26 protein-coding genes are annotated in these 23,981 nt (G+C 71.3%); 15 read left to right on the top strand and 11 right to left on the bottom strand.

Annotated elements, in window-relative coordinates:
• The first annotated feature begins 150 nt into the window (after positions 1–150).
• Together ACILSK_RS11140 and ACILSK_RS11145 are read left to right on the top strand one after the other, a co-directional pair.
• On the top strand, positions 151–717 hold the full coding sequence (locus ACILSK_RS11140; RefSeq protein ID WP_395727225.1) for a Uma2 family endonuclease: 567 nt from the start codon (positions 151–153) through the stop codon (positions 715–717).
• Entirely contained in the window at positions 710–1,066 is a 357-nt protein-coding gene (locus ACILSK_RS11145) for a hypothetical protein (protein WP_395727226.1), read from the top strand. The genes ACILSK_RS11140 and ACILSK_RS11145 overlap by 8 nt, the downstream gene beginning before the upstream one ends.
• Positions 1,067–1,092: 26 nt before the next feature.
• Here the strand turns inward: ACILSK_RS11145 and ACILSK_RS11150 are convergent, their stop codons facing one another.
• The 4 genes from ACILSK_RS11150 to ACILSK_RS11165 all read right to left on the bottom strand — a co-directional run bounded on the left by ACILSK_RS11150 (position 1,093) and on the right by ACILSK_RS11165 (position 4,729).
• Positions 1,093–2,274: an RtcB family protein gene (locus ACILSK_RS11150; protein WP_395727227.1), complete on the bottom strand. Its 1,182-nt coding sequence runs from the start codon at positions 2,272–2,274 to the stop codon at positions 1,093–1,095.
• A gap of 104 nt (positions 2,275–2,378) precedes the next feature.
• Complete coding sequence (locus ACILSK_RS11155) at positions 2,379–2,918, bottom strand: cysteine hydrolase family protein (protein ID WP_395727228.1); 540 nt, start codon at positions 2,916–2,918, stop codon at positions 2,379–2,381.
• Entirely contained in the window at positions 2,915–3,718 is an 804-nt protein-coding gene (locus ACILSK_RS11160) for a PIG-L family deacetylase (protein ID WP_395727229.1), read from the bottom strand. The genes ACILSK_RS11155 and ACILSK_RS11160 overlap by 4 nt, the downstream gene beginning before the upstream one ends.
• 48 nt (positions 3,719–3,766) lie before the next feature.
• Positions 3,767–4,729 carry an NAD(P)/FAD-dependent oxidoreductase gene (locus ACILSK_RS11165; RefSeq protein ID WP_395727230.1) on the bottom strand — a complete coding sequence of 321 codons (963 nt, stop codon included), beginning with the start codon at positions 4,727–4,729 and terminating at the stop codon, positions 3,767–3,769.
• Positions 4,730–4,812: 83 nt separating this feature from the next.
• Here ACILSK_RS11165 and ACILSK_RS11170 point away from each other — a divergent pair, with 83 nt between their 5' ends.
• A complete protein-coding gene (locus ACILSK_RS11170; RefSeq protein WP_395727231.1) occupies positions 4,813–5,433 on the top strand; it encodes a helix-turn-helix domain-containing protein in 621 nt (206 codons plus the stop codon).
• 18 nt (positions 5,434–5,451) lie between these two features.
• Here ACILSK_RS11170 and ACILSK_RS11175 read toward each other — a convergent pair whose 3' ends face one another.
• Genes ACILSK_RS11175 through ACILSK_RS11190 form a run of 4 tightly spaced genes read right to left on the bottom strand, consistent with a single transcriptional unit; the run spans position 5,452 to position 8,929 of the window.
• A complete protein-coding gene (locus ACILSK_RS11175) occupies positions 5,452–6,486 on the bottom strand; it encodes a maleylacetate reductase (RefSeq protein WP_395727232.1) in 1,035 nt (344 codons plus the stop codon).
• The gene (locus tag ACILSK_RS11180; protein WP_395727233.1) at positions 6,483–7,406 is read right to left on the bottom strand and encodes a dioxygenase; all 924 of its coding nucleotides are present in this window, start codon (positions 7,404–7,406) and stop codon (positions 6,483–6,485) included. Before ACILSK_RS11180 ends, ACILSK_RS11175 begins: the two co-directional genes overlap by 4 nt.
• On the bottom strand, positions 7,403–8,257 hold the full coding sequence (locus ACILSK_RS11185; protein ID WP_395727234.1) for an LLM class flavin-dependent oxidoreductase: 855 nt from the start codon (positions 8,255–8,257) through the stop codon (positions 7,403–7,405). The genes ACILSK_RS11180 and ACILSK_RS11185 overlap by 4 nt, the downstream gene beginning before the upstream one ends.
• Before the next feature lie 54 nt (positions 8,258–8,311).
• The gene (locus tag ACILSK_RS11190; protein WP_395727235.1) at positions 8,312–8,929 is read right to left on the bottom strand and encodes a trimeric intracellular cation channel family protein; all 618 of its coding nucleotides are present in this window, start codon (positions 8,927–8,929) and stop codon (positions 8,312–8,314) included.
• A 230-nt stretch (positions 8,930–9,159) separates the two neighbouring features.
• Here ACILSK_RS11190 and ACILSK_RS11195 point away from each other — a divergent pair, with 230 nt between their 5' ends.
• The 9 genes from ACILSK_RS11195 to ACILSK_RS11235 all read left to right on the top strand — a co-directional run bounded on the left by ACILSK_RS11195 (position 9,160) and on the right by ACILSK_RS11235 (position 18,002).
• Complete coding sequence (locus tag ACILSK_RS11195; RefSeq protein WP_395727236.1) at positions 9,160–9,759, top strand: NfeD family protein; 600 nt, start codon at positions 9,160–9,162, stop codon at positions 9,757–9,759.
• Between the two features lie 5 nt (positions 9,760–9,764).
• Positions 9,765–11,312 carry a flotillin family protein gene (locus ACILSK_RS11200; protein WP_395727237.1) on the top strand — a complete coding sequence of 516 codons (1,548 nt, stop codon included), beginning with the start codon at positions 9,765–9,767 and terminating at the stop codon, positions 11,310–11,312.
• Between the two features lie 84 nt (positions 11,313–11,396).
• Positions 11,397–12,632 (top strand): peptidoglycan-binding protein, encoded by a 1,236-nt coding sequence (locus tag ACILSK_RS11205; protein ID WP_395727238.1) that lies wholly within the window; start codon positions 11,397–11,399, stop codon positions 12,630–12,632.
• A 55-nt stretch (positions 12,633–12,687) separates the two neighbouring features.
• Complete coding sequence (locus ACILSK_RS11210; protein WP_395727239.1) at positions 12,688–13,266, top strand: HD domain-containing protein; 579 nt, start codon at positions 12,688–12,690, stop codon at positions 13,264–13,266.
• A 109-nt stretch (positions 13,267–13,375) separates the two neighbouring features.
• Positions 13,376–14,395: a phosphogluconate dehydrogenase (NAD(+)-dependent, decarboxylating) gene (gene gnd, locus ACILSK_RS11215; protein WP_395727371.1), complete on the top strand. Its 1,020-nt coding sequence runs from the start codon at positions 13,376–13,378 to the stop codon at positions 14,393–14,395.
• A gap of 124 nt (positions 14,396–14,519) precedes the next feature.
• Entirely contained in the window at positions 14,520–15,389 is an 870-nt protein-coding gene (locus tag ACILSK_RS11220) for a hypothetical protein (protein ID WP_395727240.1), read from the top strand.
• A gap of 50 nt (positions 15,390–15,439) precedes the next feature.
• Entirely contained in the window at positions 15,440–16,489 is a 1,050-nt protein-coding gene (locus ACILSK_RS11225) for an acyl-CoA dehydrogenase (RefSeq protein WP_395727241.1), read from the top strand.
• Positions 16,480–17,262 carry a PIG-L deacetylase family protein gene (locus ACILSK_RS11230; protein WP_395727242.1) on the top strand — a complete coding sequence of 261 codons (783 nt, stop codon included), beginning with the start codon at positions 16,480–16,482 and terminating at the stop codon, positions 17,260–17,262. The genes ACILSK_RS11225 and ACILSK_RS11230 overlap by 10 nt, the downstream gene beginning before the upstream one ends.
• Entirely contained in the window at positions 17,259–18,002 is a 744-nt protein-coding gene (locus ACILSK_RS11235; RefSeq protein WP_395727243.1) for a glycosyltransferase, read from the top strand. The genes ACILSK_RS11230 and ACILSK_RS11235 overlap by 4 nt, the downstream gene beginning before the upstream one ends.
• Positions 18,003–18,012: 10 nt before the next feature.
• On the opposite strand, the gene ACILSK_RS11240 is transcribed toward ACILSK_RS11235, so the two are convergent.
• Together ACILSK_RS11240 and ACILSK_RS11245 are read right to left on the bottom strand one after the other, a co-directional pair.
• A complete protein-coding gene (locus ACILSK_RS11240) occupies positions 18,013–19,749 on the bottom strand; it encodes a thiamine pyrophosphate-dependent enzyme (protein WP_395727244.1) in 1,737 nt (578 codons plus the stop codon).
• Positions 19,750–20,034: 285 nt separating this feature from the next.
• Entirely contained in the window at positions 20,035–20,814 is a 780-nt protein-coding gene (locus ACILSK_RS11245) for an ANTAR domain-containing protein (RefSeq protein WP_395727245.1), read from the bottom strand.
• 157 nt (positions 20,815–20,971) lie between these two features.
• Here ACILSK_RS11245 and ACILSK_RS11250 point away from each other — a divergent pair, with 157 nt between their 5' ends.
• Together ACILSK_RS11250 and ACILSK_RS11255 are read left to right on the top strand one after the other, a co-directional pair.
• Entirely contained in the window at positions 20,972–21,637 is a 666-nt protein-coding gene (locus tag ACILSK_RS11250; RefSeq protein ID WP_395727246.1) for a DNA-binding response regulator, read from the top strand.
• Positions 21,638–21,914: 277 nt separating this feature from the next.
• A complete protein-coding gene (locus ACILSK_RS11255; RefSeq protein WP_395727247.1) occupies positions 21,915–22,574 on the top strand; it encodes an HAD family hydrolase in 660 nt (219 codons plus the stop codon).
• A gap of 52 nt (positions 22,575–22,626) precedes the next feature.
• Here ACILSK_RS11255 and ACILSK_RS11260 read toward each other — a convergent pair whose 3' ends face one another.
• Positions 22,627–23,631 (bottom strand): TIGR03557 family F420-dependent LLM class oxidoreductase, encoded by a 1,005-nt coding sequence (locus ACILSK_RS11260; protein WP_395727248.1) that lies wholly within the window; start codon positions 23,629–23,631, stop codon positions 22,627–22,629.
• Positions 23,632–23,777: 146 nt separating this feature from the next.
• Between ACILSK_RS11260 and ACILSK_RS11265 the strand changes: the two genes are divergently transcribed.
• A complete protein-coding gene (locus ACILSK_RS11265; RefSeq protein WP_395727249.1) occupies positions 23,778–23,966 on the top strand; it encodes a hypothetical protein in 189 nt (62 codons plus the stop codon).
• Positions 23,967–23,981 lie beyond the last annotated feature (15 nt).

Below are 23,981 nucleotides of genomic sequence, written 5' to 3' on the forward strand. Positions count from 1 at the left end.
GCTCACCCAGGGCAACCCGGCCGCTCGACGACCTATTCCGTGCCCACCGTCACGTCCGCTGGCCTGCGGATTGTGGACACTTCGAGAACGGGTCGGCGATCTGGTTCAGACTGCTGACGTGGGCCGGGCGAAGGGTGGATCATGGCGGGTATGTCAGCGGTCGAACAGCAGGCGCCGGCCTGGCCGCCGCGAGTGCGCGGTGAGTGGACGGTCGATGACCTGGTGCACTCGCCGGACGACGGGCAGCGTTACGAAATCCTGGACGGGGTGCTGCTGGTGAGCCCTGCATCGAGGGTTCGCCATCAGATCGCCATCGTTCGGCTCACGGTGCTGCTGGATCGAGTATGCCCGCCCGACCATCAGGTGTTGGTCGCGCCGGTGGACTGGCAGCCCGACGGCCGCACGTCACTGCAGCCAGACCTCATGGTGGTCCGCCTCGACAGATTGCGAGAGAAGAACGTCGCCGAGGCGCCGACGCTGGTGGTGGAGGTTCTGTCGCCGAGTACCGCGCGGTTCGACCGGATGGTGAAGATGTCCCGGTACGCCGAGGGTGGGATCGCGCAGTGCTGGTTGGTGGACCCGGCCGGCCCGTCGGTGCAGGTGTTCGACCTGGTCGGCGGCGAGTACCGGTTGGTCGCGACGGGCGGGCCGGGCGACATGGTGACGGTCGACGGCCCGGTGCCGGTCCGCTTCGACCCGGCGGTGCTGCTTGGCTGACCCGGCCGGGCCGGCCGTCCGCCCCGGGATCCTCGGCTCGCTCCTCGTCGGGATCGTTGCGGTGCTGACGGCCGGACTGCTGTTCCTGCCGCTGATGCTGTTCGGGCTGGGCGTCCTGGCCGCCCTGGCGACATGGTTCCCGACGCTGGGCGACCCGACCTGGAACGACGGCGACGCCGGGCTCGGACTGGGCATCGGCGGCCCGGCCCTGCTGGCGGTGCTGGCCGTCGCGGTCGGGGTGTTCATGGCGCTGGCCCGCCGCTTCCGGTTACCGGTGCGGCGGTGGGTGTTCGGCGGTGTCGCCGGATCGCTGCTGCTGGCCGCGGCGGCGCTGTGGGTGGCGTTCTGATCGTCCCGACCAGAACGCCACCCGCCTCAATCGCCCTTGACGTTCACCAGTTGGTGCAGGGTGTGCCGGATCTCCACCAGATCGGCCGCGTCCTGCATGACGACGTCGATCGACTTGTAGGCGTCCGGGATCTCGTCGATGAACGCGTCGGTGTCCCGGTACTCGATGCCGGCCATCCGGGTCCGCAACTGGTCCTGGGTGAACAGCTTTCGCGCCGCGCTCCGGGAATGCTGCCGGCCGGCGCCGTGCGGGGAGGAATGCAGGGCCACCGGATTGCCCTTGCCCCGCACCACGTATGACGCCGTACCCATCGAGCCGGGAATGAGGCCGTCGACGCCCTCGTGCGCGTCGATCGCCCCCTTCCGGGACAGCCAGACCGGCTTACCCCAATGGGTCTCGCGGACGGTGTAGTTGTGATGGCACTGGATCGTCTCCACCGGCTGCACCGGTGCCCCGACGTGCTCGGCGAACGCCAGCTCGACCCGGTCCATCATCTCCCGCCGGTTCAGCAGGGCGAACCGCTGAGCCCAGCCGAGTTCGGCGACATACGCGTCGAATTCGGGCGTCTGCTCCACCAGGTAGGCCAGATCCCGGTCCGGGAGCTGGATCCAGTTCTTCTCCGCGTACCGCTGCGCCACGCCGATGTGGTGCTGGGCGATGCGGTTGCCCACCCCCCGCGACCCCGAATGCAGGAACAGCCAGACGGCGTCGGACTCGTCGGCGGTCACCTCGATGAAGTGGTTGCCCGAACCGAGCGAACCCAGCTGCAGCCGCCAGTTCTTGGCATGACGGGCCGGGTCGACCCCGGCCCGCTCGGCCAGCTCGGACAGTTCGTCGAGGTAGGAACGAGTGTGTGGGCCGACGTCCAGGGTCCGGTTGTGGTGACCGGCGGACAGCGGAACCAACTGTTCGATCCGGGTCCGCAGCCGGCCGAGCGGAGCGGCCGCCCGCACCTGGGCCACGGTGAACGACGTCTTCACCGCGATCATGCCGCAGCCGATGTCCACCCCCACCGCGGCCGGGATGATCGCTCCTTGGGTCGGGATCACCGAGCCGACGGTGGCCCCCTTGCCCAGGTGGGCGTCGGGCATCAGGGCCAGGTGCGGGAAGACGAAAGGCATCGAGCCGGTGCGGATCGCCTGCTCCTTGGCGTTCTCGTCGAGCACTGAGGCCCACGAGATGCACTTGGGGGCAAGATGTGTGGGCATGCTGATCACCAGCCTTCGGTTGTCGGGAGCGCGCAGGACGGCCGCGCGCCGCGTCAGCATGGCCGATGCGGCACCCGATCGCATCCGCAATTACCGCGGCGGGTTCAGCCGGCGGCGATCTCCGCGCTCGCCCGCAGTGTCGCGAAGCCGTCGCCCAGCGCGGCGATGAACGCCGCATGGACGGCCGCGCCCGGCACCGAGATGCCACCGAACTCCAGATCTGGTGCGGCGCAGGCGTCGTGCACCAGCTCCACGGTGTAGCCGGCATCCGCGGCGGCCCGGACGGTGGAGTCGACGCACATGCTCGTCATCATGCCCACCACGACCAGGGTGCTGTCCCGGTCGAGCAGCGTCGCCAGTTCGGTGCCGACGAATGCGTTGGGGGCGGACTTGGTCACCACCGGCTCACCCGGCAACGGCGCGACCGCCGGGTTGATCTCGATGCCGGGCGTCCCGGGCCGCATGAACGGTGCGTCCGGTGCATCCCAGACGTGCTGTACGTGCACCACCGGATCGCCGGCGCGCCGGGCGGCGGCGAGCACGGCCGCCGCCGCATCGCCGGCCGCGGTCGCCCCGACCAGCGGGTGGGCGCCGCCGGGGAAGTAGTCGTTCTGGATGTCGATGATGAGCAGGGTCCGGGTCATGCCGGCAACCCTGCCATCGGATCGGTCTCGGTGATGCCCGGTCCCTGGCCGTCCCGGATCGCCCACTCGACACCGAAGGCGTACGCGAAGGCCTCCTCGGGCATCCCGAGGAAAAGGGAGTGCTCGGAGATCTGGCTGGCATGGGCCCGCATCGACGCGCGTTTGGCTTCCAGCTGGTCGGAAACATCGAAGCGGCCGGTGATCTCCGCCTCTGGTTTGCCCATCTCCACGCCCGGAGCGTCGGAGTCCGGAATGTCGATGCCGGCCGCCTCTGCGCCGGCCCGGAACTGTTCCCACCCGGCCTCGAAGTACTCACGATTCGTGGTGAGCTGATAGACCCGCCCGGTCCCGGCGAGTTCGGCCGCCCGCAGCCCGACCCGGTGCACCTGGATGTGATCGGGGTGACCGTAGCCGCCGTTGTCGTCGTACACCGTCAGGACGTCGGCCTGCTCCTCGCGCAGGATCGCGGCCAGCCGGCCGGCGGCCTGGTCGATATCGGCCTGCCAGAGGCAGCTCGGATCGTCGTTGGACGGCTCGCCCATCATCCCGGAGTCGACGTAGCCGAGGAACTCGGTGCGGGAGACGCCCAGAATCCTGGCGGACTCGAGCGTCTCGGCCACCCGACGCTGCCACAGCGGCTCGCCCTCGTCGAGGAAGCCGTCCGGCACCTCGCCGAGCTCACCGCGCGTCCCGAACACCAGCACCACCCGGTGTCCCTGATCCGCCGCCCGCCGCAGCAGTCCGCCGGCGGTGATCGACTCGTCGTCGGGGTGAGCGTGGAACGAGACCAGGGTCGCCATGACGGACGACCCTAGTCACTGCCCGCGGCCGTCACTGCCTCGGTCTCTTCACACCGGCGCGCGCAGCGACTCGACCGCCGCCCGGGTCTGCGCCATGACCAGGTCGGCGTTGATCTGCGCCCCGGCCGACGCCCCGGCAGCGGCGCTGGCCCCGACCTGGGCCATCGGGTCGCTGACGTTGCCGGCGGCCCACACGCCGGCGACCTCGGTACGGCCGAAGGCGTCGGCCGGCAGGTAGTCGCCGGCACCGAGCGGGTGCTCGACCGGCCGAAGCCCGATCCCGGCCAGGAAGTCGGCCCGGGCCACCATTCGCGTGGCCACGGCCAGGGCCTGCCGCGGAACAGTCGTGCCGTCGGCCAGCCGGACGCCGGTGAGCCGGTCTTCCTCGGTCCGCAGACCCACGACCGCGCCCTCCACCACCGGGATCTCGCGGGCGGTGAGCTCGAGCCGCTCCTGTGCCGAGAGCGGGGCGTCGTTGCCGAACAGCACGACGTCCGCGCTCAGCTGCCGGAACAGCAGGGCCTGGTGCAGCGCCCGGGGGTGGCCGCCGAGGATCCCGATCGCCTGGTCCCGGACCTCCCAGCCGTGACAGTACGGGCAGTGCAGGACGTCCCGGCCCCACCGCGCGCGTAGGCCGGGGACGGGTGGCAGCTCGTCGACGAGGCCGGTGGCGACCAGCAGCCGGCGGGCACCGACCGACCGGCCGTCGGCGAGCGCAATCACGAAATCGTCGACCGTCCCGGACACCGAGATCGCGGTGCCGGCCTCGATCTGCCCGCCGTACCGCCGGACCTCGTCCCGGCCGCGAACCAGCAGTTCCGCCGGTGGCACCCCGTCGTGACCCAGCAACCCGTGCACGCCGCCGGCCGGCGCATTCCGCGGCTCGCCGGCGTCGACCACCAGGATCGATCGGCGCGACCGGGCCAGCATCAGGGCCCCGTTCAATCCGGCGGCGCCGCCGCCGATCACCACCGCGTCGTATCCGGTCATGCCGACCGCCTCCTCGTCCATCCGTTGAGAACCGTTGTCAACAACTGGGGCCACTGTGATGGACCGGCCGAAGAACAGGCAAGTAGGTTTGCGGTAATGGCAAAATGGTCGGCGTGCAGCCGATCGGTGGGGACGAGGATCGTCTGGACGACACATTGCGGGCGCTGGGACCGCGGCTGCGGGCGCTGCGTCAGGAACGGGCGACCACGCTGGCCGACCTCGCCGCGGCGACGGGCATCTCGGTCAGCACCCTGTCCCGCCTGGAATCGGGTGTCCGCCGGCCGAGCCTCGAGCTGCTGCTGCCGCTGGCGAAGGCGCACGGTGTCACCCTCGACGAGCTGGTTGACGCGCCACCGACCGGCGACCCCCGCATCCACCTGCGGCCGATCACCCGCGGCACGATGACCATGATCCCGCTGACCCGCCGGCCCGGCGGTGTCCAGGCGTTCAAGTTGATCCTGCCGGCCGGCAGCCGGCGCGCGCCGGAACTGAAGACCCACGAGGGTTACGAGTGGCTGTACGTGCTGAACGGGCGGCTCCGGGCGATCCTGGGCGAGCACGACCTCGTTCTCACCCCCGGCGAGGTGGTCGAGTTCGACACCCGGCTCCCGCACTGGTTCGGGCCGGCCGGGGACGAGGCCGTGGAGTTCCTCAGCCTGTTCGGCGCGCAGGGCGAACGGGCGCACCTGCGGGCCGGGCCGTCCCGGGCGGACGGGGCCGGCTGACGGTCGGGCCGGCGGCCGTCACGACCACGCCTGTTCGAGCAGGCCGAGCAGCTCGTCGGCGTCGAACGATCGAGGGTTGGGGTAGGGGTTGGCCGCCACCCGCTCGGCCACCGCCGGCAAGCCCGCCCGCGGCACGCCGAGCTCGGCCAGTGTCCGCGGTCCGGCGTACCCCTGGGCCAGTGACCGGACGGCCGCCACCGGATCCGGCCCGACGGCCCGGGTCAACCGGTCCGCGGCGGCCGGTGCGGCCGGCAGATTGAACGCCATCACGTGCGGCAGCAGCATGGCGTGCAGCTCGGCGTGCGGCAGGTCGAACGTGCCGCCCAGCGCGTGCGCGAGCTGGTGGTGCAGCCCCATCGTCGTCTGGGCCAGGCACAGGCCGGCCAGCCAACCGGCCTGCTGCAATGGCTGCCGGGCGCCCAGGTCGGCGCCGTGGGCGATGGCGGCCGGCAGGTGGGTCAGGAACAGCGCGAACGACTCGACCGCCAATGCGTCGGTGAGGGCAGTCGCGTCGGGCGCCCACAGCGCCTCGACCGCGTGCGCCAGGGCGTTCAGCGCGCTGGTCCTGGTCAACCCGGGCGGCATGCCGACGGTCAGCTCGGCGTCGTACACCACGGTCCCCGGGGCCAGGGCCGGGTCGCGGCGGGTCTTCTTCGTCCCGTTCTCCGTCTCACCCAGCACGCCGGTCACCTCGGAGCCGGCGTAGGTCGTCGGCGCCGCGATCTGCGGCAGCCCGGTGCGCGCCGAGATCGCCTTGGCCAGACCGATCGCCGACCCGCCACCGATGGCGACCAGCAGGTCAGGAGCCCGCGCCCGGACCAGCTCCATCGCCCGTGCGGTGACCTCGACCGGGGTGTGCGCCACCGGCCCGTCGAACCGGGCGACCAGCCGGTCGCCGAGCGCGCCGGCCAGTTCGTCCGCGGCAGCTCCGGCCGACCGCGTCGCCACCAGCAGCGCTCGACCGCCGAGAAGTGCTGCCTCGGCGGGTATGTCATGTCGGGCACCCGGTCCGATGAGGACCCGGCAGGCCGGCAGCCGGGTGACCGTGGTCATCCGCCCGCTCGTTCGTCACGGCGCAGCACGACCGGAAAGTCCGCGTGCCGGAACGGGTTCGACAGCCCGATCGACGCGGCGCGCACCGGATCGTCGACCGTCGCGAAGTCGACGATCAGGCTCTGCTTGACCCCGAAGACCGCATCGGAGTCCAGGTACGGGCTGCCGGCCACGAAGACGTGCGTGGTCAGCGTGCGCAGCCCGGGCGCGGACACCTCGACATGCACATGGGCCGGCCGGAACCCGTGCCGTCCGGTCGCCCGGAGCAGGTCACCGACGGGTCCGTCGGTCGGGATCGGGTAGTGGGCCGGGACGATCGTGCGGAAGTGGAAGCGGCCCTCCGCGTCGGTCCGGAACAGGCCGCGCAATTCGCCCTGCGGCATCTCGTTCGGTCGCTGCACGTCGTAGAAGCCCCGAGCGTTGGCCTGCCACACGTCGACCGAGGCGCCGGCGACCGGTATCCCGTGCTGGTCGACCACCCGTCCGGTGACCAGGCAGGGCTCCCCGGGCTCGGCGGAGACGTTGATGTCGGCGCCGAGCTGCCGCTCGGGCGAGGCGACCATGTGGAACGGACCCTCGACGGTGGCCTCGGTGAGCCGGCCGCCGGCGGCGTGGTTCAGCGATTCCACCAGCATCGACACGCCCAGCACGTCGGAGAGCAGGATGAACTCCTGGCGCACGTCGTCGCACATCTGCCCGGTGGCGGTGAGGAAGGCGATCGCCGACTCCCACTCCGGGACGGTCGGTTCCACGTCCTTGACGAACGCGTGCAGGTGACCGACCAGGGATTGCAGGATCTCCCGCAACCGCGGGTCGGTGGTGGTGGCGAAGCTGGCGCCGACGACGTCGGCGGAGCGGTCGACCTCGAAGTAACCCGACGGCGGTGCGGCGGGGTCCGGATCGCGGGCCGGCCCGGTCATCGGCCGAAGGCGATCTCGGCCAACCGATCCACCTGCGCCGGGTCGGCTGACGCCGGGAACAGCACGAGTTCGTCGGCACCCGCCGCCCGGTAACCGTCGATGACCGCCTGGACCGCGGCCGGCCCGTCGGCGGCGCCGTCAATGGCCGTCTGCCGGTACGGCCCGGCGAACGCGTAATAGCTGCCCAGGGTGTGCGCGATGTCGGTGGCGGCGGTGTCGCCGAGTCCGAAGTAGGCCAACGCGACATTTCGCGGATTCCCGTCCCGGCCGGCGTCGGACCAGGCCTGCCGGACCGCCGGCATCGCCGCTGCGAAGGCCTGCGGACCGCCGCCGCCGCTGGTCCAGCCGTCGGCATGCTGCGCGACCCGCGCGAAGGACCGCGGTTGGGTCCCACCGATCAGCAGCTGCGGTCGGGAGCCGCGGAACGGCGCGGGCCCGATGCCCCGCTCGCCGGCCCACACCGACGTCATGGTCTGCAACTGCTCATCGAAGATCCGGCCGCGCCGGCTGAGTTCGACCCCGCTGGCCGTGTAGTCGTCAGGTCGGCTGCCGACGGCCACCCCGAGCACCACGCGACCCTCGGACAGGCAGTCGATCGTGGCCACCTGCTTGGCCAGCAGGGCGGTGTTGGAGTGCAGGGGTGCGATCAGGATGTCGGTCAGCAGCCGGATCCGCTCGGTGACCGCGGCGGCGGCGGCCAGCGTGATCAGCGGCTCGAAGTTCGGGTAGACGAGCCGGTCGATGGTGCCCAGCGAACTGAACCCCGCGGCCTCCGCGCGACGGGACCATTCGACGATGCCGGCCCGGTCGACCTCCAGGACGGTGTTCGGCAAACCGATTCCGATGTCCATTCCGAGCTCCCAACGTCGGCGGTGGGAGATCGAGATTAGCAACCGGCTTGGCGGTCACGCCCGTGGCAAGTTCCAGCCGAGCCACACGCTGAGCATGCGCAGACCGAAGCAGACCGCGAAGCCCATGGCCATCGCCGCCGCCCGGGGCAGGTTCAGCCGCAGCGCCAGCACCGTGGCCGCCGCGCCGGCCAGCGCCGCGACCGCGTAGATGTCCTGCCGCAGGATCCCGGGGACGACGTTGAGCAGCAGGTCCCGGGTCACGCCGCCACCGACCGCGGACACCGCGCCCAGCAGGATCGCCACGAACCAGTTGATCCGGAAGTCGATCGCCTTGGTCGCACCGACCACGGCGAACAACGCCAGTCCGGCGGCGTCGGTCACCTGGACCACGGTGAGCGGAACCTGCTCGACCAGCCCGGCCAGGGCGATCACCAGGCCGGCCCCGGCGAAGGCGGTGATCGGGTACAGGGCGCTGCGCAGTGAGGCCGGCGGGGTGTATCCGATCAGCACGTCGCGGATGATTCCGCCGACCAGCGCGCTGACGAATCCGATGACCAGGACGCCGAACACGTCGAGGTCGGCGTAGCGGGCCACGATCGCACCCTCGATGGCAAACAGGCAGGTGGCAGCCAGATCCGCGGTGGTGAGCAGGCGCCCGGCGGTGATGCGCACGCCGCGCACGGTAACAGGCCGCCGCGTGCGAATCGGGGTTCGCGACCGGGAGGCGAAGGGTTCGCCATGCTAAGCTGAGACACGAATCACACGTGGTCGCGGTGATCGTGGGGACATCGATTCCGGCCAGTTCGGTTGTGTTCGCCTTCGAGTTGATCCGTCGTCGATCGAGTTCCTCGATCGGATCGGTCGCTCCGTCGACCCGGTCGACTCTTCGGAAGGGAGGTTCGATGGACACCTACTCGGCCGTCTACCTCGGCGTCCTGCTGGTCAGCGTCCTGCTGCTGATTGCGGCCCTGGTGTTCGGTTTCGGGCACGACGCCGAACTGTCGCACGACACCGACATGGCTCACGACGCCGGCGCGGGTCACGAAACCACCGGGCACGCAGGCCATATCGAGGCAGACGGGCCATCGTGGCTGTCCAGCCGGGTCATTCTCGGCGCGGCCGCCGGCTTCGGCGCGTTCGGACTCGGGGCGCAGGCCGTCGGGCTCTCGGGGTGGGTCACCCTCCCGATCGCCCTTGTCGGCTTCTTCGGCATGGCGATCGTCATTCGCCAGCTGGTGCTGCGACCGATGTGGCGGCAACAGTCCAACCTGCTGCTCAGCCGCGACTCGTATGTCGGTAGCCGCGGCCAGGTCACGCTCGGGATCCGTTCCGGGGAAAGCGGTCTCGTGCGTTTCCTGGACCGCAACGGCGCCCCGGTCACGGATTTCGCGGTGTCCGGTGACGGAGCCGAGTTACCGGCCGGCACCGACGTTCTGGTCGTCGACGTCACCGCGCAGCACGTGGTGGTCGATCCCGATCCGTTGCGTTTCGAAGGAAGGTAAGGGGTATGGAATTTCTGTCCGGGCTGGGTGGGCTGCTGGTTCTCGTGGCGGTGCTGGTGGCCGTCATTCTGGTGATCACCACGGTGTTCGCGAAGAACTACGTCAAGGTGCCGAAGAACAAGGTCGCGGTGTTCACCGGCCGCGGTGAGGCGAAGATCATCAACGGTGGGGCCAGGTTCCGCATGCCGCTGCTGGAACAGGTCAACGTCATGTCGATCGAGCCGTTCAATATCGAGGCAAAGGTCGTGGACGTCTACTCCAAGGACAACGTGCCGGTCAGCGTGACCGCGGTGGGCCAGGTGAAGTTCTCCTCGTCCCATGAGGCATTTGCGCTGTCCACCGAGCGCTATCTGGATACCCCGCGCGAGGCGTTGAAGCCGCAACTGACCGAGATCGTGTCCGGCACGATGCGCAACATCGTCTCCCAGTTGACCGTGGAGGAGCTCAACGGCAACCGTGAGGAGTTCATGCGCCGCGTCAAGGACGAAGCGGCGCAGTCGTTCCAGCCGATCGGCATGCAGCTGGACGTTTTCAACATCCAGAACATCTCGGACAACAACGGGTACCTGGACGCGCTGGGCCAGCGGCGGATCGCCGAGGTGAAGCGGGACGCGATCATCGGCCGGGCCAACGCGGAGCGCGATTCGGCGATCCAGTCGGCCGCGGCCGAGCAACAGGGCAAGATCGCCCGCGCGCAGGCCGACACCAGGATTGCCGAGGCGAACCAGGAACGCGACCTGCGGTTGGCCGCGATCGCCACCGAGGTCGACGCGGCCAAGGCCCGAGCCGGGCAGGCCGGCCCGCTGGCCGAAGCGGAGGCCCAGCGCGCCGTCGTCCTGGCCGGCGTGCGCACCGACCGGGAGCGCACCGAGGCGCAGATCGGGGTGGAGGAGCAGCGGGCCCGCCAGCAGGAGAAGGCGGTCCAGGCGGACGTGGTGGTGCCCGCCGAGGCCGAACGCCGCGCCGCGGTGGCGCGCGCCGAGGGACTCCGGGATGCCGACATCGCTGCGGCCACGGCGGCCGCGCGGCGCCGGGAACTGCAGGGCAAGGCCGACGCCGACGCGCGCAGCATCCTGGCCGGCGCGTCGCAGAAGGAGAAGGAGGCCGAGGCGGCCGGCAATAAGGCGCTGCGGCTGGCCGAGGCGGAGGGCATCCGTGCGGTCATGACGGCGGAGGCCGACGGGCAGGCCAAGCGCGCGGACGCGCTCAACCAGCTGTCCGACCAGGCCGCTCGGCAGAACGTGCTGCCTCAGCTCATCCAGGTGCTGCCGCAGCTGGCCGACGCGATCGCCAAGGGCGTCAGCATCGACCGGTTGGTCGTGGTCGACGGCGGCGCCGGTGGGTCCGAGGGCACCGGTGGGGGCGGCGCGATCCAGCGGGCCATCTCGGTGACCCCGGCGGTGCTCAACCAGGTGCTCGAGATGGCCAAGGGGCTCGGGCTGGATCTGTCCGGGTTGTTCGGCCACGTCGGGATCGGGACGGACGACGCTTCACCGGCCGCCGGCAACGGAGCGGCTCCGCTGCCGCCGGCGTCCGCGGGTCGGAGATCCTGATCCGCCGGTCGTCGGTTCGACCGCGCCCCTTCCGAAGGGCCCGACCTCCGGGTACAACGATGTGCAGAGTCGGGAGGCGGTCGGATGAACCCACCGGTGCACCGCGGTACCCGCCGACCTCGAGCGCCGAGGCCCGTCGACCGGTCGACCGATCGGTCGGACCCCGAGCTGGCCACCCATCCGCTGCTGGGACTGCAACGGGCCGCGGGCAATGCTGCGGTCGGCCGGCTACTGCACCTGCAACGGGTCGCGGCCGGTGCCGGTCTGCTCGCCCGGGGCTCGTCCGGTGAGCCGGTCCGGGCCCTGCAGATCGATCTGAACGCGCTCGGCGCCACCCCGCAGCTGGAACCGGACGGCAAGTTCGGCGGCGGCACCGACGCCGCCGTCCGGTTCTTCCAACGGGCGCACCGGCTCAAACCGGACGGGATCGTCGGTCCGGCGACCGCGCCGATGGTGCGGGCGGAGCGGGCCGTCAAGGGTGCGAACTTCCTCGTCCCGTGCCACACCCCGGACAAGCCCGGCCCGGACGGCGCCGAGGAGCGCGCCCTGGCCGAGAACGCCGGCGGCGGGGGTGGCGGCAACCTGATCGCGGCACCTCCGACGCCCGGAGCGGCGAAGGTGAACCTGACCGTGGTGCTGACCGGCGAGGCCCAGGACAAGGACGAGGCGGCTGCGGTCGGCGGCAAGGTCGTGCAGGTCGGCTCGATCGCCGACCTCAAGGCGGTGCTCGACCAGCACCCGAACATCGGGATGCTGGCGATCATCTCGCACGGCGGGCTGGACGGGACGGTCAAGATCGGCGGGTCGAACGAGAAGCTGGCCACCATCGCGGCCACATTGACCAAACGGTCGGCCGGCAGTATCGACCGGGTGCAGTTCCTCGGCTGCAACATCGGTCGGGACACGCCGGGCATGACGGCGTTGAAGGGTCAGATCGCGGCCGCTGCGGTGGAGGGCGTCAACTGCTTCCTGGAGACCCAGCGACTGACCCCGGCCCGGCGGCAGAACGGCCAGGGCAAGCCGATTCTCGGGCCCACCGATCTGCCGCCCGGTATGACCAGGGCGCAGTTCGGGACGGCGCTCAAGGCATTGATCCCGTCCCACCTGGACGTGAACAATCACAAGATCACCAATCCCGACTGCATCCTGGGTTTCGGTCCCGGCACCACCCTGGCCGCGGTGGACCCGGAGAAGCTGGCCGACCTGTACTTCGCCCGCAGCGGCAACCTGGTCTTCCGCTCCACCCCGGGGGGAACCTGTTGGGACGACCTGAAGTTCGATCAGCCGGACAAGGACGGCTGCCGGCGGGTCCAGGTGTGACGGTCGCCCTGGCTGTTTGCCGTCCGTTCACCCGGCTGGTGCAGCCTCAGTCATCGTGAAGGCCCACCTCGATCGGCCGGGCGTCGACCCGGCGCTGGTCCCACGGGCCCGCCGGCTGGCCAAGGGGTTGCTGCGCAAGCCGTTGATCGAACGGTGGCAGCACACCCAGGGCGTGGCGAAGCGGGCCGTGGAACTGGCCGGGACGGTGCCGGTCGGTGAGCGGTCGATCCTGATCGCCGCGGCCTGGTTGCACGACATCGGCTACTCGCCGGCCATCCGGCGGACCGGCTTCCACCCCCTGGACGGGGCACTGCACCTGCGCCGCAAGCACTGGGAACCGCGGGTGGTGGCCCTGGTCGCGCACCATTCCGGAGCTCGATTCGTCCCGGTCGAACGCGGTTTTGCCGACCTGATGGGCACCTTCGACTTCGAGGATTCGCCGGTGTCCGACGCCTTGACCTACGCCGACCAGACCGTCGGCCCGGGCGGCCGACGGATGACCGTCGAGTACCGGATCGCCGAGGCGATTGCACGGCACGGACCGGACTCGCCCAACGCGCGCGCCCGGGTCGACCGGGTGCCCTACCTGCTGGCCGTCGCCGAACGGGTGGAGGCCCGGCTGAAGGAGAAATGACCCGTTCGGGGTGTCCCCTGCGAAGCGCCTTCGGAACGAGGATCATGATCGGGCGGTCACCACGGGCCGCCGCGAGAATGCGGAGGGGTCGATGGCAACGGACAGGCCGATGCAGTTGGGCATGGTCGGGTTGGGGCGGATGGGGGCCAATCTGGTCCGGCGGCTGATGCGCGACGGGCACAGCTGCGTGGTCTTCGATGTCAATGCCGACGCGGTGACCGCGCTCGAGGCCGACGGCGCGACCGGGTCGTCGTCGCTGGCGGATTTCGTCGGCAAGCTGACCGAGCCCCGGGCGATCTGGCTGATGCTCCCCGCCGCCATCGTGGACCGCACTCTCGATCAGCTGATCCCGCTGCTGGGCAAGGGCGACATCGTCATCGACGGCGGGAATTCCTACTATCGCGACGACATCACCCGGGCCGCGCGGCTGGCCGAGTCCGGTCTGCACTACGTCGATTGCGGGACCAGCGGCGGCGTCTGGGGTCTCGAGCGCGGTTACTGCCTGATGATCGGCGGCGAGGACGACGTGGTCGGCCACCTCGACCCGATCTTCAAGACCATCGCGCCCGGAACGGGCACGGCCGAGCCGACGCCGGGCCGCACCGAGCAGGGTGGCACCGCGCCCGAGGGCTACCTGCACTGCGGGCCGAACGGCGCCGGGCACTTCGTCAAGATGGTCCACAACGGCATCGAGTACGGCATGATGGCCGCCATCGCCGAAGGCCTGAGCATCATCAAGAACGCCGATGTCGGCAAGCGCTCGCAGGAGATCGACGCCGAGACCACGCCGTTGCGCAACCCCGAGGACTACCAGTACGAGATCAACGTGGCCGAGGTCGCCGAGGTGTGGCGCCGTGGCTCGGTGATCGGATCCTGGCTGATCGACCTGGTCGCGGACGCCCTGGCCCGGTCGCCTCAGCTGGACGATTTCGCCGGTCGGGTGTCCGACTCGGGTGAGGGTCGCTGGACGGTGCTGGCCGCGGTCGAGGAGGGCGTGCCGGCGTCGGTCATCACCACCGCACTGGATCAGCGGTTCGAGTCCCGCCGGCTCGGTGAGTTCACCGACAAGGTGCTCTCGGCGATGCGCAGCGAGTTCGGGGGCCACGCGGAGAAGCCCGCCGCGGGCTGACCCGCGCGCCCGGCAACGGCTGCCCGATCAGGCAGCGGATTCGTCCCCCTCCGTCCGGTGACGACGGGCCGGACCTGCGCGACACTGGTGGGCAGGAGTCCGGTCGGGCCGAAGGCGGTCGCGCATGACGAACGAGCACGCCGCGGGCGAGCGGGCCGGGTTCGCGCGCCGGACGGCCGTCGTCGCGCGGGCGGACGCGTCGAGCGCCGGCCCGGCGCCCCCACTCGCCGTGTTGCAGCGCCAGGTCGGCAACCGCGCCGTCGTCGAGCTGCTGGCGCGTCCGGCGACGACGGTGCAGCGCGACCCGGGCGGATTGCGGGGCGGCGGCGGTGACGGACCGCGGCTGCATCTGGATCCCGAGATCGAAGCGCAGATCCGGGCGATCACCACCATGCACGCGTTGCTCGCCCCCGAGCCGGTGCGGGCCGGCCTGCTGGATCTCACCCTGCCGCAGCCGACGGGGCAGCCGGCGGCGGTGCCGGGACCCGCCCTCGCCCCGCCGTCCCCCGCGCCGGCGACGGCGACCGGACCGGCGCCGGGCACCGGACTGATGGGCCCGCGCGGGGGTGCCGGGGGCGACATCTGGAAGGCGGTGCTGGCCGAGCCGTCGCTCGGACCGGCCATCACCGCGCTCGGCGACCAGGCGGCGGCCCGGGCCCGGTCCCAGTGGGACCAACTGTCGACCGGCGGCGCGGTCGCTGTGGTGACCGGGTCCGTCGTGGTTGCCGGAGGCGCCGTCGCCGGGGTGCTGGCCAGCCGCGACGCCCGGCAGTGGATCACCGCGACGCTGAACGACAAGATCATCCCGGTCCCCAAGGTGCCGGGCCTCGGCGTCCAGTTGAACCTGTCCGGGAACACCGTCATCGTCGGGCTGCATCTTGACGTCGGGGCGATCCTGCCGGCGGCGCTCGGTTTCGGCCCGGCCTCGGCGACCACGCCGCTCGGCCGGCCGATCCCGGAACCGGTGCAACGCGTCGTCGCCGCCGGCCGCTGACCGGATCCGGCGGCGGTTTGGCGGCTGCCGGGTGCGGGCACCTGACGACCGTGAATTCGTTGCCGGCGCTCGCCGAGCCGTCCGCGCCCGCCGACACCGTCCATGACGAGCTCGTGCGGGCCGGCCTGGTCGACGGGGACGCAGGTCGGGCTCTGAACCTTGCCCGCGACGTCGGCCGGCAGCTGCCCCTGCCAGGCTCCGGCCGGACCGGGGAACGCTGGCGGCGCCTGCGCGACATCGCCGCCGCCGACCTGACCGCGGCCCGGGTGCTGGAGGCGCACGCCGACGGATTGGCCATCCTGGCCGAGGCCGCCGACGCGGGATCCGACCTCGACATCGCCGAGAGCTATCCGCTGTGGGGCGTTTTCGCCGCCGAGGGGCCCGGGCTACGGATCGACGCCGAGCAGGTCGGCGACGGCTGGGTGCTGCACGGGATCAAACCCTGGTGCTCCCTGGCCGGCCGGTTGGACCGAGCCCTGGTCACCGCGCATGTCGGCCCGACCGGCCGGCGGCTGTTCGCTATCGACCTGACCGATCGGCGGGTGTCGGTGGACGCGGCCACCGGGTGGGTCGCCCGCGGGCTGGTCGAGGTGCCGTCGACGTCGATCCGGTTGACCGGCTGCCCGGCCCGGCCGGTCGGTGCGATCGGCTGGTACCTGGAGCGATCGGGCTTCGCGTGGGGTGGCATGGGGGTGGCGGCCTGCTGGCTCGGCGGAGCGGTCGGGATCGCCCGCACCCTGCGGGCGGCCGGTCGGGACCGCGAGCCCGATCAGCTGTCGTCGGCCCACCTGGGGGCCGTGGACACCGCGCTGTTCGCCGCCGACGCGGTCCTGACGGCGGCCGCGGTGTCGGTCGACCGGGGCGAGGCCGACGGACCGGCCGGCGCGCTGCTGGCCGCCCGGGTGCGGTCGGTGGTCGCCGGCACGGTGGACGCGGTGCTCACCCGGGTCGGGCACGCCCTCGGTCCGGCACCCCTGGCGTTCGATGCGGCGCACGCCCGACGGGTCGCCGACCTGCAGCTGTACGTGCGCCAGCACCACGCCGAACGCGACGACGCCCGGCTCGGCGCCCAGGTCCGGGAGCTGCCGCAGTGGTGGTGACCACCCGTCCGGCCCGGTTCGACGGCCGATCGCCGGGCACTGCGGAATCGACCTGGGCCGCCGCCGTGCTCGCGGACCGGGCGACGTCCCTGGAGACCGCCCGGTATCGCCGGCTGGTCGTCGTCTCCGCCCACCCCGACGACGAAACCCTCGGTGCTGCCGGCCTGATCGCTCGCCTGCAGGCCCGAGGTGCCGACGTCGACGTGTTGGTGGCCACTGACGGGGAAGGGTCGCACCCGGATTCGCCGACCACCTCCGCGGCGGCCATCGGGACCCTACGCAGAGACGAGATGACCCGCGCCACAGCGCATCTGGCACCTGGAGCGACTATCGACCGGTTGGGCCTGCCGGACGGGCACCTGGCCGACCACGAGGATGAGCTCGCCACCGCGGTCGGTCGGCTGCTCGACGGCGGAGCGACGACGCTGGTCGCCGCGCCGTGGCGGGCGGACGGCCACCCCGACCACGAGGCGGTCGCTCGGGCGGTCGCCCGGGCCGCGCACCGCTCCGGCGCCGCGCTCGTCGAGTTCCCGATCTGGGCGTGGCTGTGGGCCACCCCGGACGATCCGCGGCTGCGCCCCGACCACCTGCTGGTGCTGCGACTGGACGAGCGGGAATGGCAGTGCAAGCAGCGGGCGATCGCCGAGCACCGCAGCCAGATCGCGTCGCTCGGCGACGATCCCGGCGATCGGACCGTGCTGACGCCGACGTTCCTGGAGCACTTTCGCCGGCGCTACGAGATATTCGTGCCGGCCGGGGGAGTGGAGGCATGACCCCCCGCCTCGCGGCTATCGGGGTGGTGATCCCGGCTCGCGACGAGGCGGACCGGGTGGATCGTTGCCTGGCCGCCGTCACCGAGTCCGTGCGCGACCTGCGCTGCCGGCCCGATGGCGCCGGCCTGCCGGTGCGGATCGTGGTCGTCGTCGACGGCTGCCGCGACCGCACCCTCGAGCGCGTCGCGCAGTGGCCGGCGGTCGCCCCTGTGGTCTGCACGGCCGGACGGGTGGGAGCGGCGCGGTCGACCGGGATCGACGAATTGCTCACCATGCTGCATCGGGCCGATGTGCCTGCCGCCGGCACCTGGATCGCGAACACCGACGCCGATTCCGAGGTACCGCCGGGTTGGCTGAGCACCCACGCGGACGCCGCGCGACGCGGGGCGGCGATGATGCTCGGCACCGTCCGGCCCGACCCGGCCGAACTCGACGGCACGGCCGAACACCGCTGGTATCGCAATCATCGGCTGATCGACGGTCATCGGCACGTGCACGGGGCCAACCTGGGTGTTCGGGCCGACTGGTACCGGCGGGTCGGCGGGTTTCCGCCGGTTGCCCGGCAGGAGGACGTCGCGCTCGCCGCCGCGGTGGACGCCGCCGGTGGCCGGATCGAGCGGACCGGGGCGAGCCCGGTCCTGACCAGCGCCCGGCTGACCGGCCGTGCGCCCGGCGGCATGGCCGACTACCTGCGCCGGCTGCACTCCGGGCTGGAGGGCCCGCTCGACGCCGCGGGGTGAGCGCCGGCCATCATGAGTCGCCCTGACTCAGTACCGTTTCGCGCATCTTGGCGACGGCGAACCCCCACGCCTGGCCGATCTTGACCTTGCCCGGCAAGGACACCTCATCGGGGTTGGTCAGCACATCCAGCAGCACCGGCCCCGGATGGGCGAGCGCATCGCGGACCGCATCGTCGAGCGCGTCCGGATCCTCGACCCGGACGCCGTGCAGGCCGATCACCCGGGCCAGCGCGGCAAAATCCGGATTGGCCAGGGCGGTTCCGAAGTTCGGCAACCCGCCTTGTTCCTGTTCGAGCTTGACCATGCCCAGCGAACCGTTGTCGAAGACGACCAGCTTGACCGGCAGGTCGTAGTTGACCGCGGTGATGAGGTCGCCGAGCAGCATGGACAGCCCGCCGTCACCGCAGAAGGCGACCACCTGCCTGCCCCGGTCCAGTGCCTGCGCGCCCAGCGCCTGCGGCAGTGCGTTGGCCATCGAGCCGAGGTTGAACGAACCGAGCAACTCCCGGCGGTCGGTCATCTGCACGAACCGGGACATCCAGACCGTGGACATGCCCGTGTCGGTGGTGAAGATCGCATCCGGGGCGGCGAGTCGATTCACCGCCTGCGCCAGCGCTTCTGGCCGGATGCGGGTGTCCGGGTTGTCGAACCTCTCCCGGATCCGACCGACCAGGCCCTTGTCGTGGTCGGGATCGGTCAGCTGCTCCTGCCGGTCGGCCCATTCGGTGTACGCGTCCCGGCTCGTCGCCAAGTGCGCACCGTCGGATTTGGCCGCCACCCGGGCCAGCAGCGCGGTCAGTGTTGGCATGGCGTGCCCGACCAGGCCCAGATCGACAGGCGTGCGCCGGCCGATGTGCTCGGGCCGCGCGTCGATCTGGATCACGGTCTTGCCCGATGGGTACCACTCCCGGTACGGGAAGTCGGTGCCGACCATCAGCAGCAGGTCGCCGCCGTCGAGCGCGGCCTGCGCGCCCGGGTTGCCGATGAGCCCGCTCTGCCCCACCTGGAAGCGGTTCTCCTTCTCCAGAACCGGTTTGGCCTTCAGGGTGAGCACCATCGGCGCCTGCAGCCGTTCGGCCACGTCGAGCACCTGCGCGCGGGCGTCCCGGGCGCCGATCCCGACCAGCATGGTGACCGTGCCGGCCTGCTCGATCAGTCGGGCCGCCTCGTCCAGCCCGTCGCCGCCGGGCACGGTCGGCGGGTGGGCCCGCACGGTCCGCGGGGGCGACGTCCCCTTGGGTACTTCCAGATCGCCGATGTCACCCGGCACGGTGAGAACGGCCACGCCGGGTCGGTTCAGGGCGGCCTGCAGCGCCTGGGTCAGCATCGTCGCCACCTGCTCCGGGGCGGTGACCGTCCGCACGTACTCGGCGACATCGCGGAACAGCAGGTCGTTGTCGACTTCCTGGAAGTAGTCGGTGCCGATCTCGGCCAACGGGACCTGGCCACAGATCGCCAGCACCGGGGCATGCGATTTCTTGGCGTCGTACAACCCGTTGAGCAGGTGCACCGATCCGGGACCGACCGTGCCCATGCAGACCCCCACCGATCCGGTGAGTTGGGCCTGCGCGGACGCGGCGAAGGCGCCGGCCTCCTCGTGGCGGACGCCGATCCATTCCAGCTCCTCCTGCCGGCGAATCGCGTCGATGATCGGGTTCAGCGCGTCCCCGACCACCCCCCAGACGGTACGAACCCCCTGTTGCACGAGGGTGTCCGTGATCAGTTCGGCCACGGTCGAGTTGCTCATCGCGATCGCTTTCCCTTCGGTAGCCGGGCGAACCCCTCAGCGGGCCCGTCGGGTCGAACGTCCGGCTCACCCGTCCGGGGTTCGGGGCGACGACAGCCCGTGGGCGGCCCGGCCGGCTCTTGGTTGAACCGGCCGAGCCTGAGGAACACCGGCGTCCCGGGCCGGCCGGCTCCCTTTCTGTAGTGTCCCCAGCGTTCTCCATCGGAAACGGCTCGTCCGTGGGGTTTGCGGTCCGGAATCGGCGGGCTGCCGGCCGACGCGCGAACGGCCGGCCTTCCATCCGGGTCAGTCCCCGCGCCCGTGCAACCCGGGCAGGTCTCCGGACTGCACCAGGACCGTCGCCAGGTGCGCCATCTTCTGGTTCTCGCTCTGCGAGATCCGGCGCAGGGTGGCGAATGCCTGGTCCGCGGCGATGCCGTATCGCTCGACGAGCAGCCCGATGGCCTGGCCGACGATTCCCCGGTTGACCATTCCCTGTTCAAGATTCCGCCGTCGATCCACCATGTCGAGCAGGACCGAGAGGTGGGCCGCCATGGTGCGCAGATGGTCGCCGGCGGCCCGATCCGGGTCGACGGGATGGGTGGCGTACACGGTCAGGGTGCCGAGCGTCCGGCCGGCATACAGGCGGGCGGACACGGCGGCGCGGGCACCCAGCGCGCGGACCTCGGTCCGCCAGGTCGGCCACCGCGGATCGGCGGTCAGGTGGTGCGCCGAGACGAGGCCGGTGGTGAGCGCGTCGCGGGCGGGTCCCTCGCCGAGCTCCCACTGCAGCCGGTCACACACCTGGCCGAGAGCGCCGGTACCGGTCCTGGTTCCCCAGGTCCCGGAGGGCAGCCGGCAGGCGACCGCCGCGGAGTCCCAGGGGCCACCGGCGAGCGTCAGCTCCATCAGCAGCCGGGCACCGTCCTCGTCGGGCAGGGTCACCGCCGATCGAACGGCCTCGGCAATGGTCCCGGCCGGCAGACCGTTCCCGCTGGTCGCGCCGTCCAGCTTGCGCATCACACCCTCGATCGGGGGACCGTCCGGATCGGCGGCGCCGTCCACGGGCACCACTGCGTCGGTCACGTGGACGACCCGCGGTTCATCCCATCGTGGCTGTCCCGCATCATGTCACCGTCCTGTTCCTCCCCCGATCCGACCGGGACGACCGATCGGCAGTCCCCACTGAACACGCCCGCAGGGGTGGTCCGGCACACCCCTAGGGAGGTTTACCGTCGGTGAGGTGACCGCCCCGTCAGTTCCTGTCCGAATTGCCCTGATCGACGACTACGACGTGGTCGTCTACGGGCTCGCGCACATGTTGGAACCCTTCCGGGACCGGGTCGAGGTGGTCGAACTCGACGTGAACGAGCCCGTGTCGGTCGATGTCGACGTCGCCCTGTACGACACGTTCGCCCAGCCGGAGTCGGACCGGTACGACTTCCGGACCCTGCTGGAGAATCCGCATGCGTCAAGGGTTGTCATCTACACCTGGAGCTTCGACCCGGGTCTGGTGGCGGCGGCCCGCCGGCACGGGGTGCATGGCTACCTGGCCAAGTCGTTGCCGGCCGGCCACCTGGTGGATGCCCTGGAGGCGGTCCACGGGGGCGAGATCGTGGTGAGCGTGCCGCAGCGACGGGTCAACAGCGCCCCGGGCCTGGACTGGCCCGGTCGCGATCACGGGCTGACCGACCGCGAGTCGGAAATCCTGGCCCTGATCACTCAGGGCCGCAGCAACGCCGAAATCGCATCGCTGAGCTACCTGAGCCCCAACACGGTCAAGTCCTACATCCGGGCGATCTACCGCAAGATCGGTGCCGGCAGCCGCACCCAAGCAGTGCTGTGGGGAGTGAACCATGGGTTCGCGCCGTCCGGCCACCGCATCGACAACTGGCAGGCCTTGGGTTGAGCGGCCGGCGGTCCCGGACGGCAAGGGTCGCTCCGCTGAACCTGGGTTGCGCAGGAGGGCGGGCGGATGCGCAACCGCGGTTCACTCGACCCCGGCGGAACGCGGCACCGGCCCCCTGGGCATTCTCCACTCCGCTGCTCGATGCCCGGCGCGCCGTCGCCCGGTGTTCTGAGCCGTCCGTTCGGACCCCGCCGCACGCAGCGTCCCGATTGTCGATCGCCCGGAGGGGGAACCCTTCTCATCGGCGCCCGCCCGGGGGCCGATTCCAGGAGGACTGATGGCCGACACCGCGATCGTCGACGTCGACGGCACTCTGGTCGACACGAACTACCACCATGCGCTGGCCTGGTTTCGGGCGTTTCGGCGCTTCGACATCACCAAGCCGGTCTGGGAGATCCATCGGGCCATCGGGATGGGCGGTGATCAGATCGTGGCGCACCTGGCCGGTTCGCAGGTGGAACGGCAACTGGGCGACGACCTGCGGGCAGCATCGGGGGAGCAGTTCGCCGAGCTGATCGACGAGGTACGGCCGTTTGCCGGCGCCCATGACCTACTGGCGGATGTCCGCGACCGCGGCTTCCGGATCGTGCTGGCCAGCTCCGGCAAGCAGCACGACATCGAGCACATGCTCGACCTTCTCGATGCCCGCGGGCTTGCGGATGCCTGGACCACGTCGTCCGACGTGGAAGCGACCAAGCCGGCGCCCGATCTGCTGGAGGTTGCGCTGGCCAAGGTCGACGGCGCGGGCGCGGTGATGATCGGCGATTCCACCTGGGACTGCCTCGCGGCCGGAAAGCTGGGCATCCCGACGCTGGCCGTGCGCACCGGCGGATTCTCGGTCGACGAGCTGACCGACGCCGGTGCTGCCATGGTGTGTGCGAATCTGGTCGAGATGCGCGACCGGCTCGACGAAACGCCGCTGGCCGCCGCCGACTGACGGTCCGCCCGGCTGCCGCCCCGGGCCCACCGGCGACCCCGACGCGCGCCGGTCAGGCCGGGGCGACGGACGGCGCGCCGATCCGGCGCAGCGCCGCGATGATGTCGTCGGCCGCCTCGAAGAATTCGTCCTGCCGGTCGCCGCCGATCTGCACCAGGGCGAGATCGGTGTAGCCCGCGTCGAAGAAGGCCGACGCCGCATCCACGATCGCCCCCACATCGTTGCCGCAGGGGATCTGGGCGGCTACATCGGACTCCCGCACGGTGGCCGACGCGCCGTCGAATGCCGCAGTTCCCGGGAGTTCCGCGTTGACCTTCCAGCCGCCCAGGCTCCAGCGGAACAGCCGGTGCGCGCGGTGCACCGCGGCCGCCTCGTCCGAGTCCCAGGAGATCGGCAACTGGGCGACCTTGCGGGCCCGGCCTCCATCGGGCGCCCCCGGCCGGGATGCCGTGTCCCACCAGCGGGCCAGTTGCGGGTCGGGGTCGATGCCGACCATCACCTCGGCCAGCGGGGCGAACAACTCGCACGACTGCTGCCCGGACACCGCGATGCCGATCGGTACCCGCTGAACCGGCAGGTCCCACACCTTGGCCGAGTCGACCCGGAAATGTCGGCCCTGATAGGTCAGATAACCGCCGTCGAAGAGCCGGGCGATGATCGTGGCTGCCTCGACCAGACGCTCCTGCCGCAGATCGGCCGACGGCCAGCCGGCGCCGACGATGTGCTCGTTGAGGGCCTCCCCGGAACCCAGCCCGAGGGTGAACCGGTTGCCGCACAGGATCTGCAGGGTGGCGGCCTGCTGGGCGACCACCGCCGGGTGATACCGAAACGTCGGCGCGGTGACGTAGGTCATCAGGCCGATCCGGTCGGTCGCCTGCGCGACCCCACCGAGGGTCACCCAGGCGTTGGGCGAGTGGCCCATCTCGTCCAGCCAGGGGAAATAGTGGTCGCTGCACACGGCAAAGTCGAAGCCGGCGCGCTCGGCCGCGACCGCGTTCCGGACCAGCTCGCGCGGGCCGCTCTGTTCCGTCATCAACGTGTATCCCACCGAAACCATGATCGAGCGGTGCCCATCGCCCATCGCCGTGAAACGCCGCTCGGTCCCCGCCAGTGTTCCGGCCCGTCACCGGACCGAATCACGTGTGGTGCGAGTCGGAATCGGGTACCGGTCATGCCGACATCGTCGTGAAGGAGTGTGGCCCGATGCCCGATCCGCCCCCCCGCAGTGATCGCCCGGACCCCGCCATCCCCCACGCCGAACCCGTGGAGGGCGCACCGTCCGTCGACCAGGATCGATTCACCGAGCTGGGCGAGGAGGCGGAGCGTGCGGCCTTCCGGGAGGACGGTGCCTACAGCGGGGGAGATTTCGCTGGCGGGCAGGTGATCACATGATGACCTCGAGTGCGG

It is taken from the genome of Nakamurella sp. (assembly GCF_044224575.1).
GTDB lineage: Bacteria > Actinomycetota > Actinomycetes > Mycobacteriales > Nakamurellaceae > Nakamurella.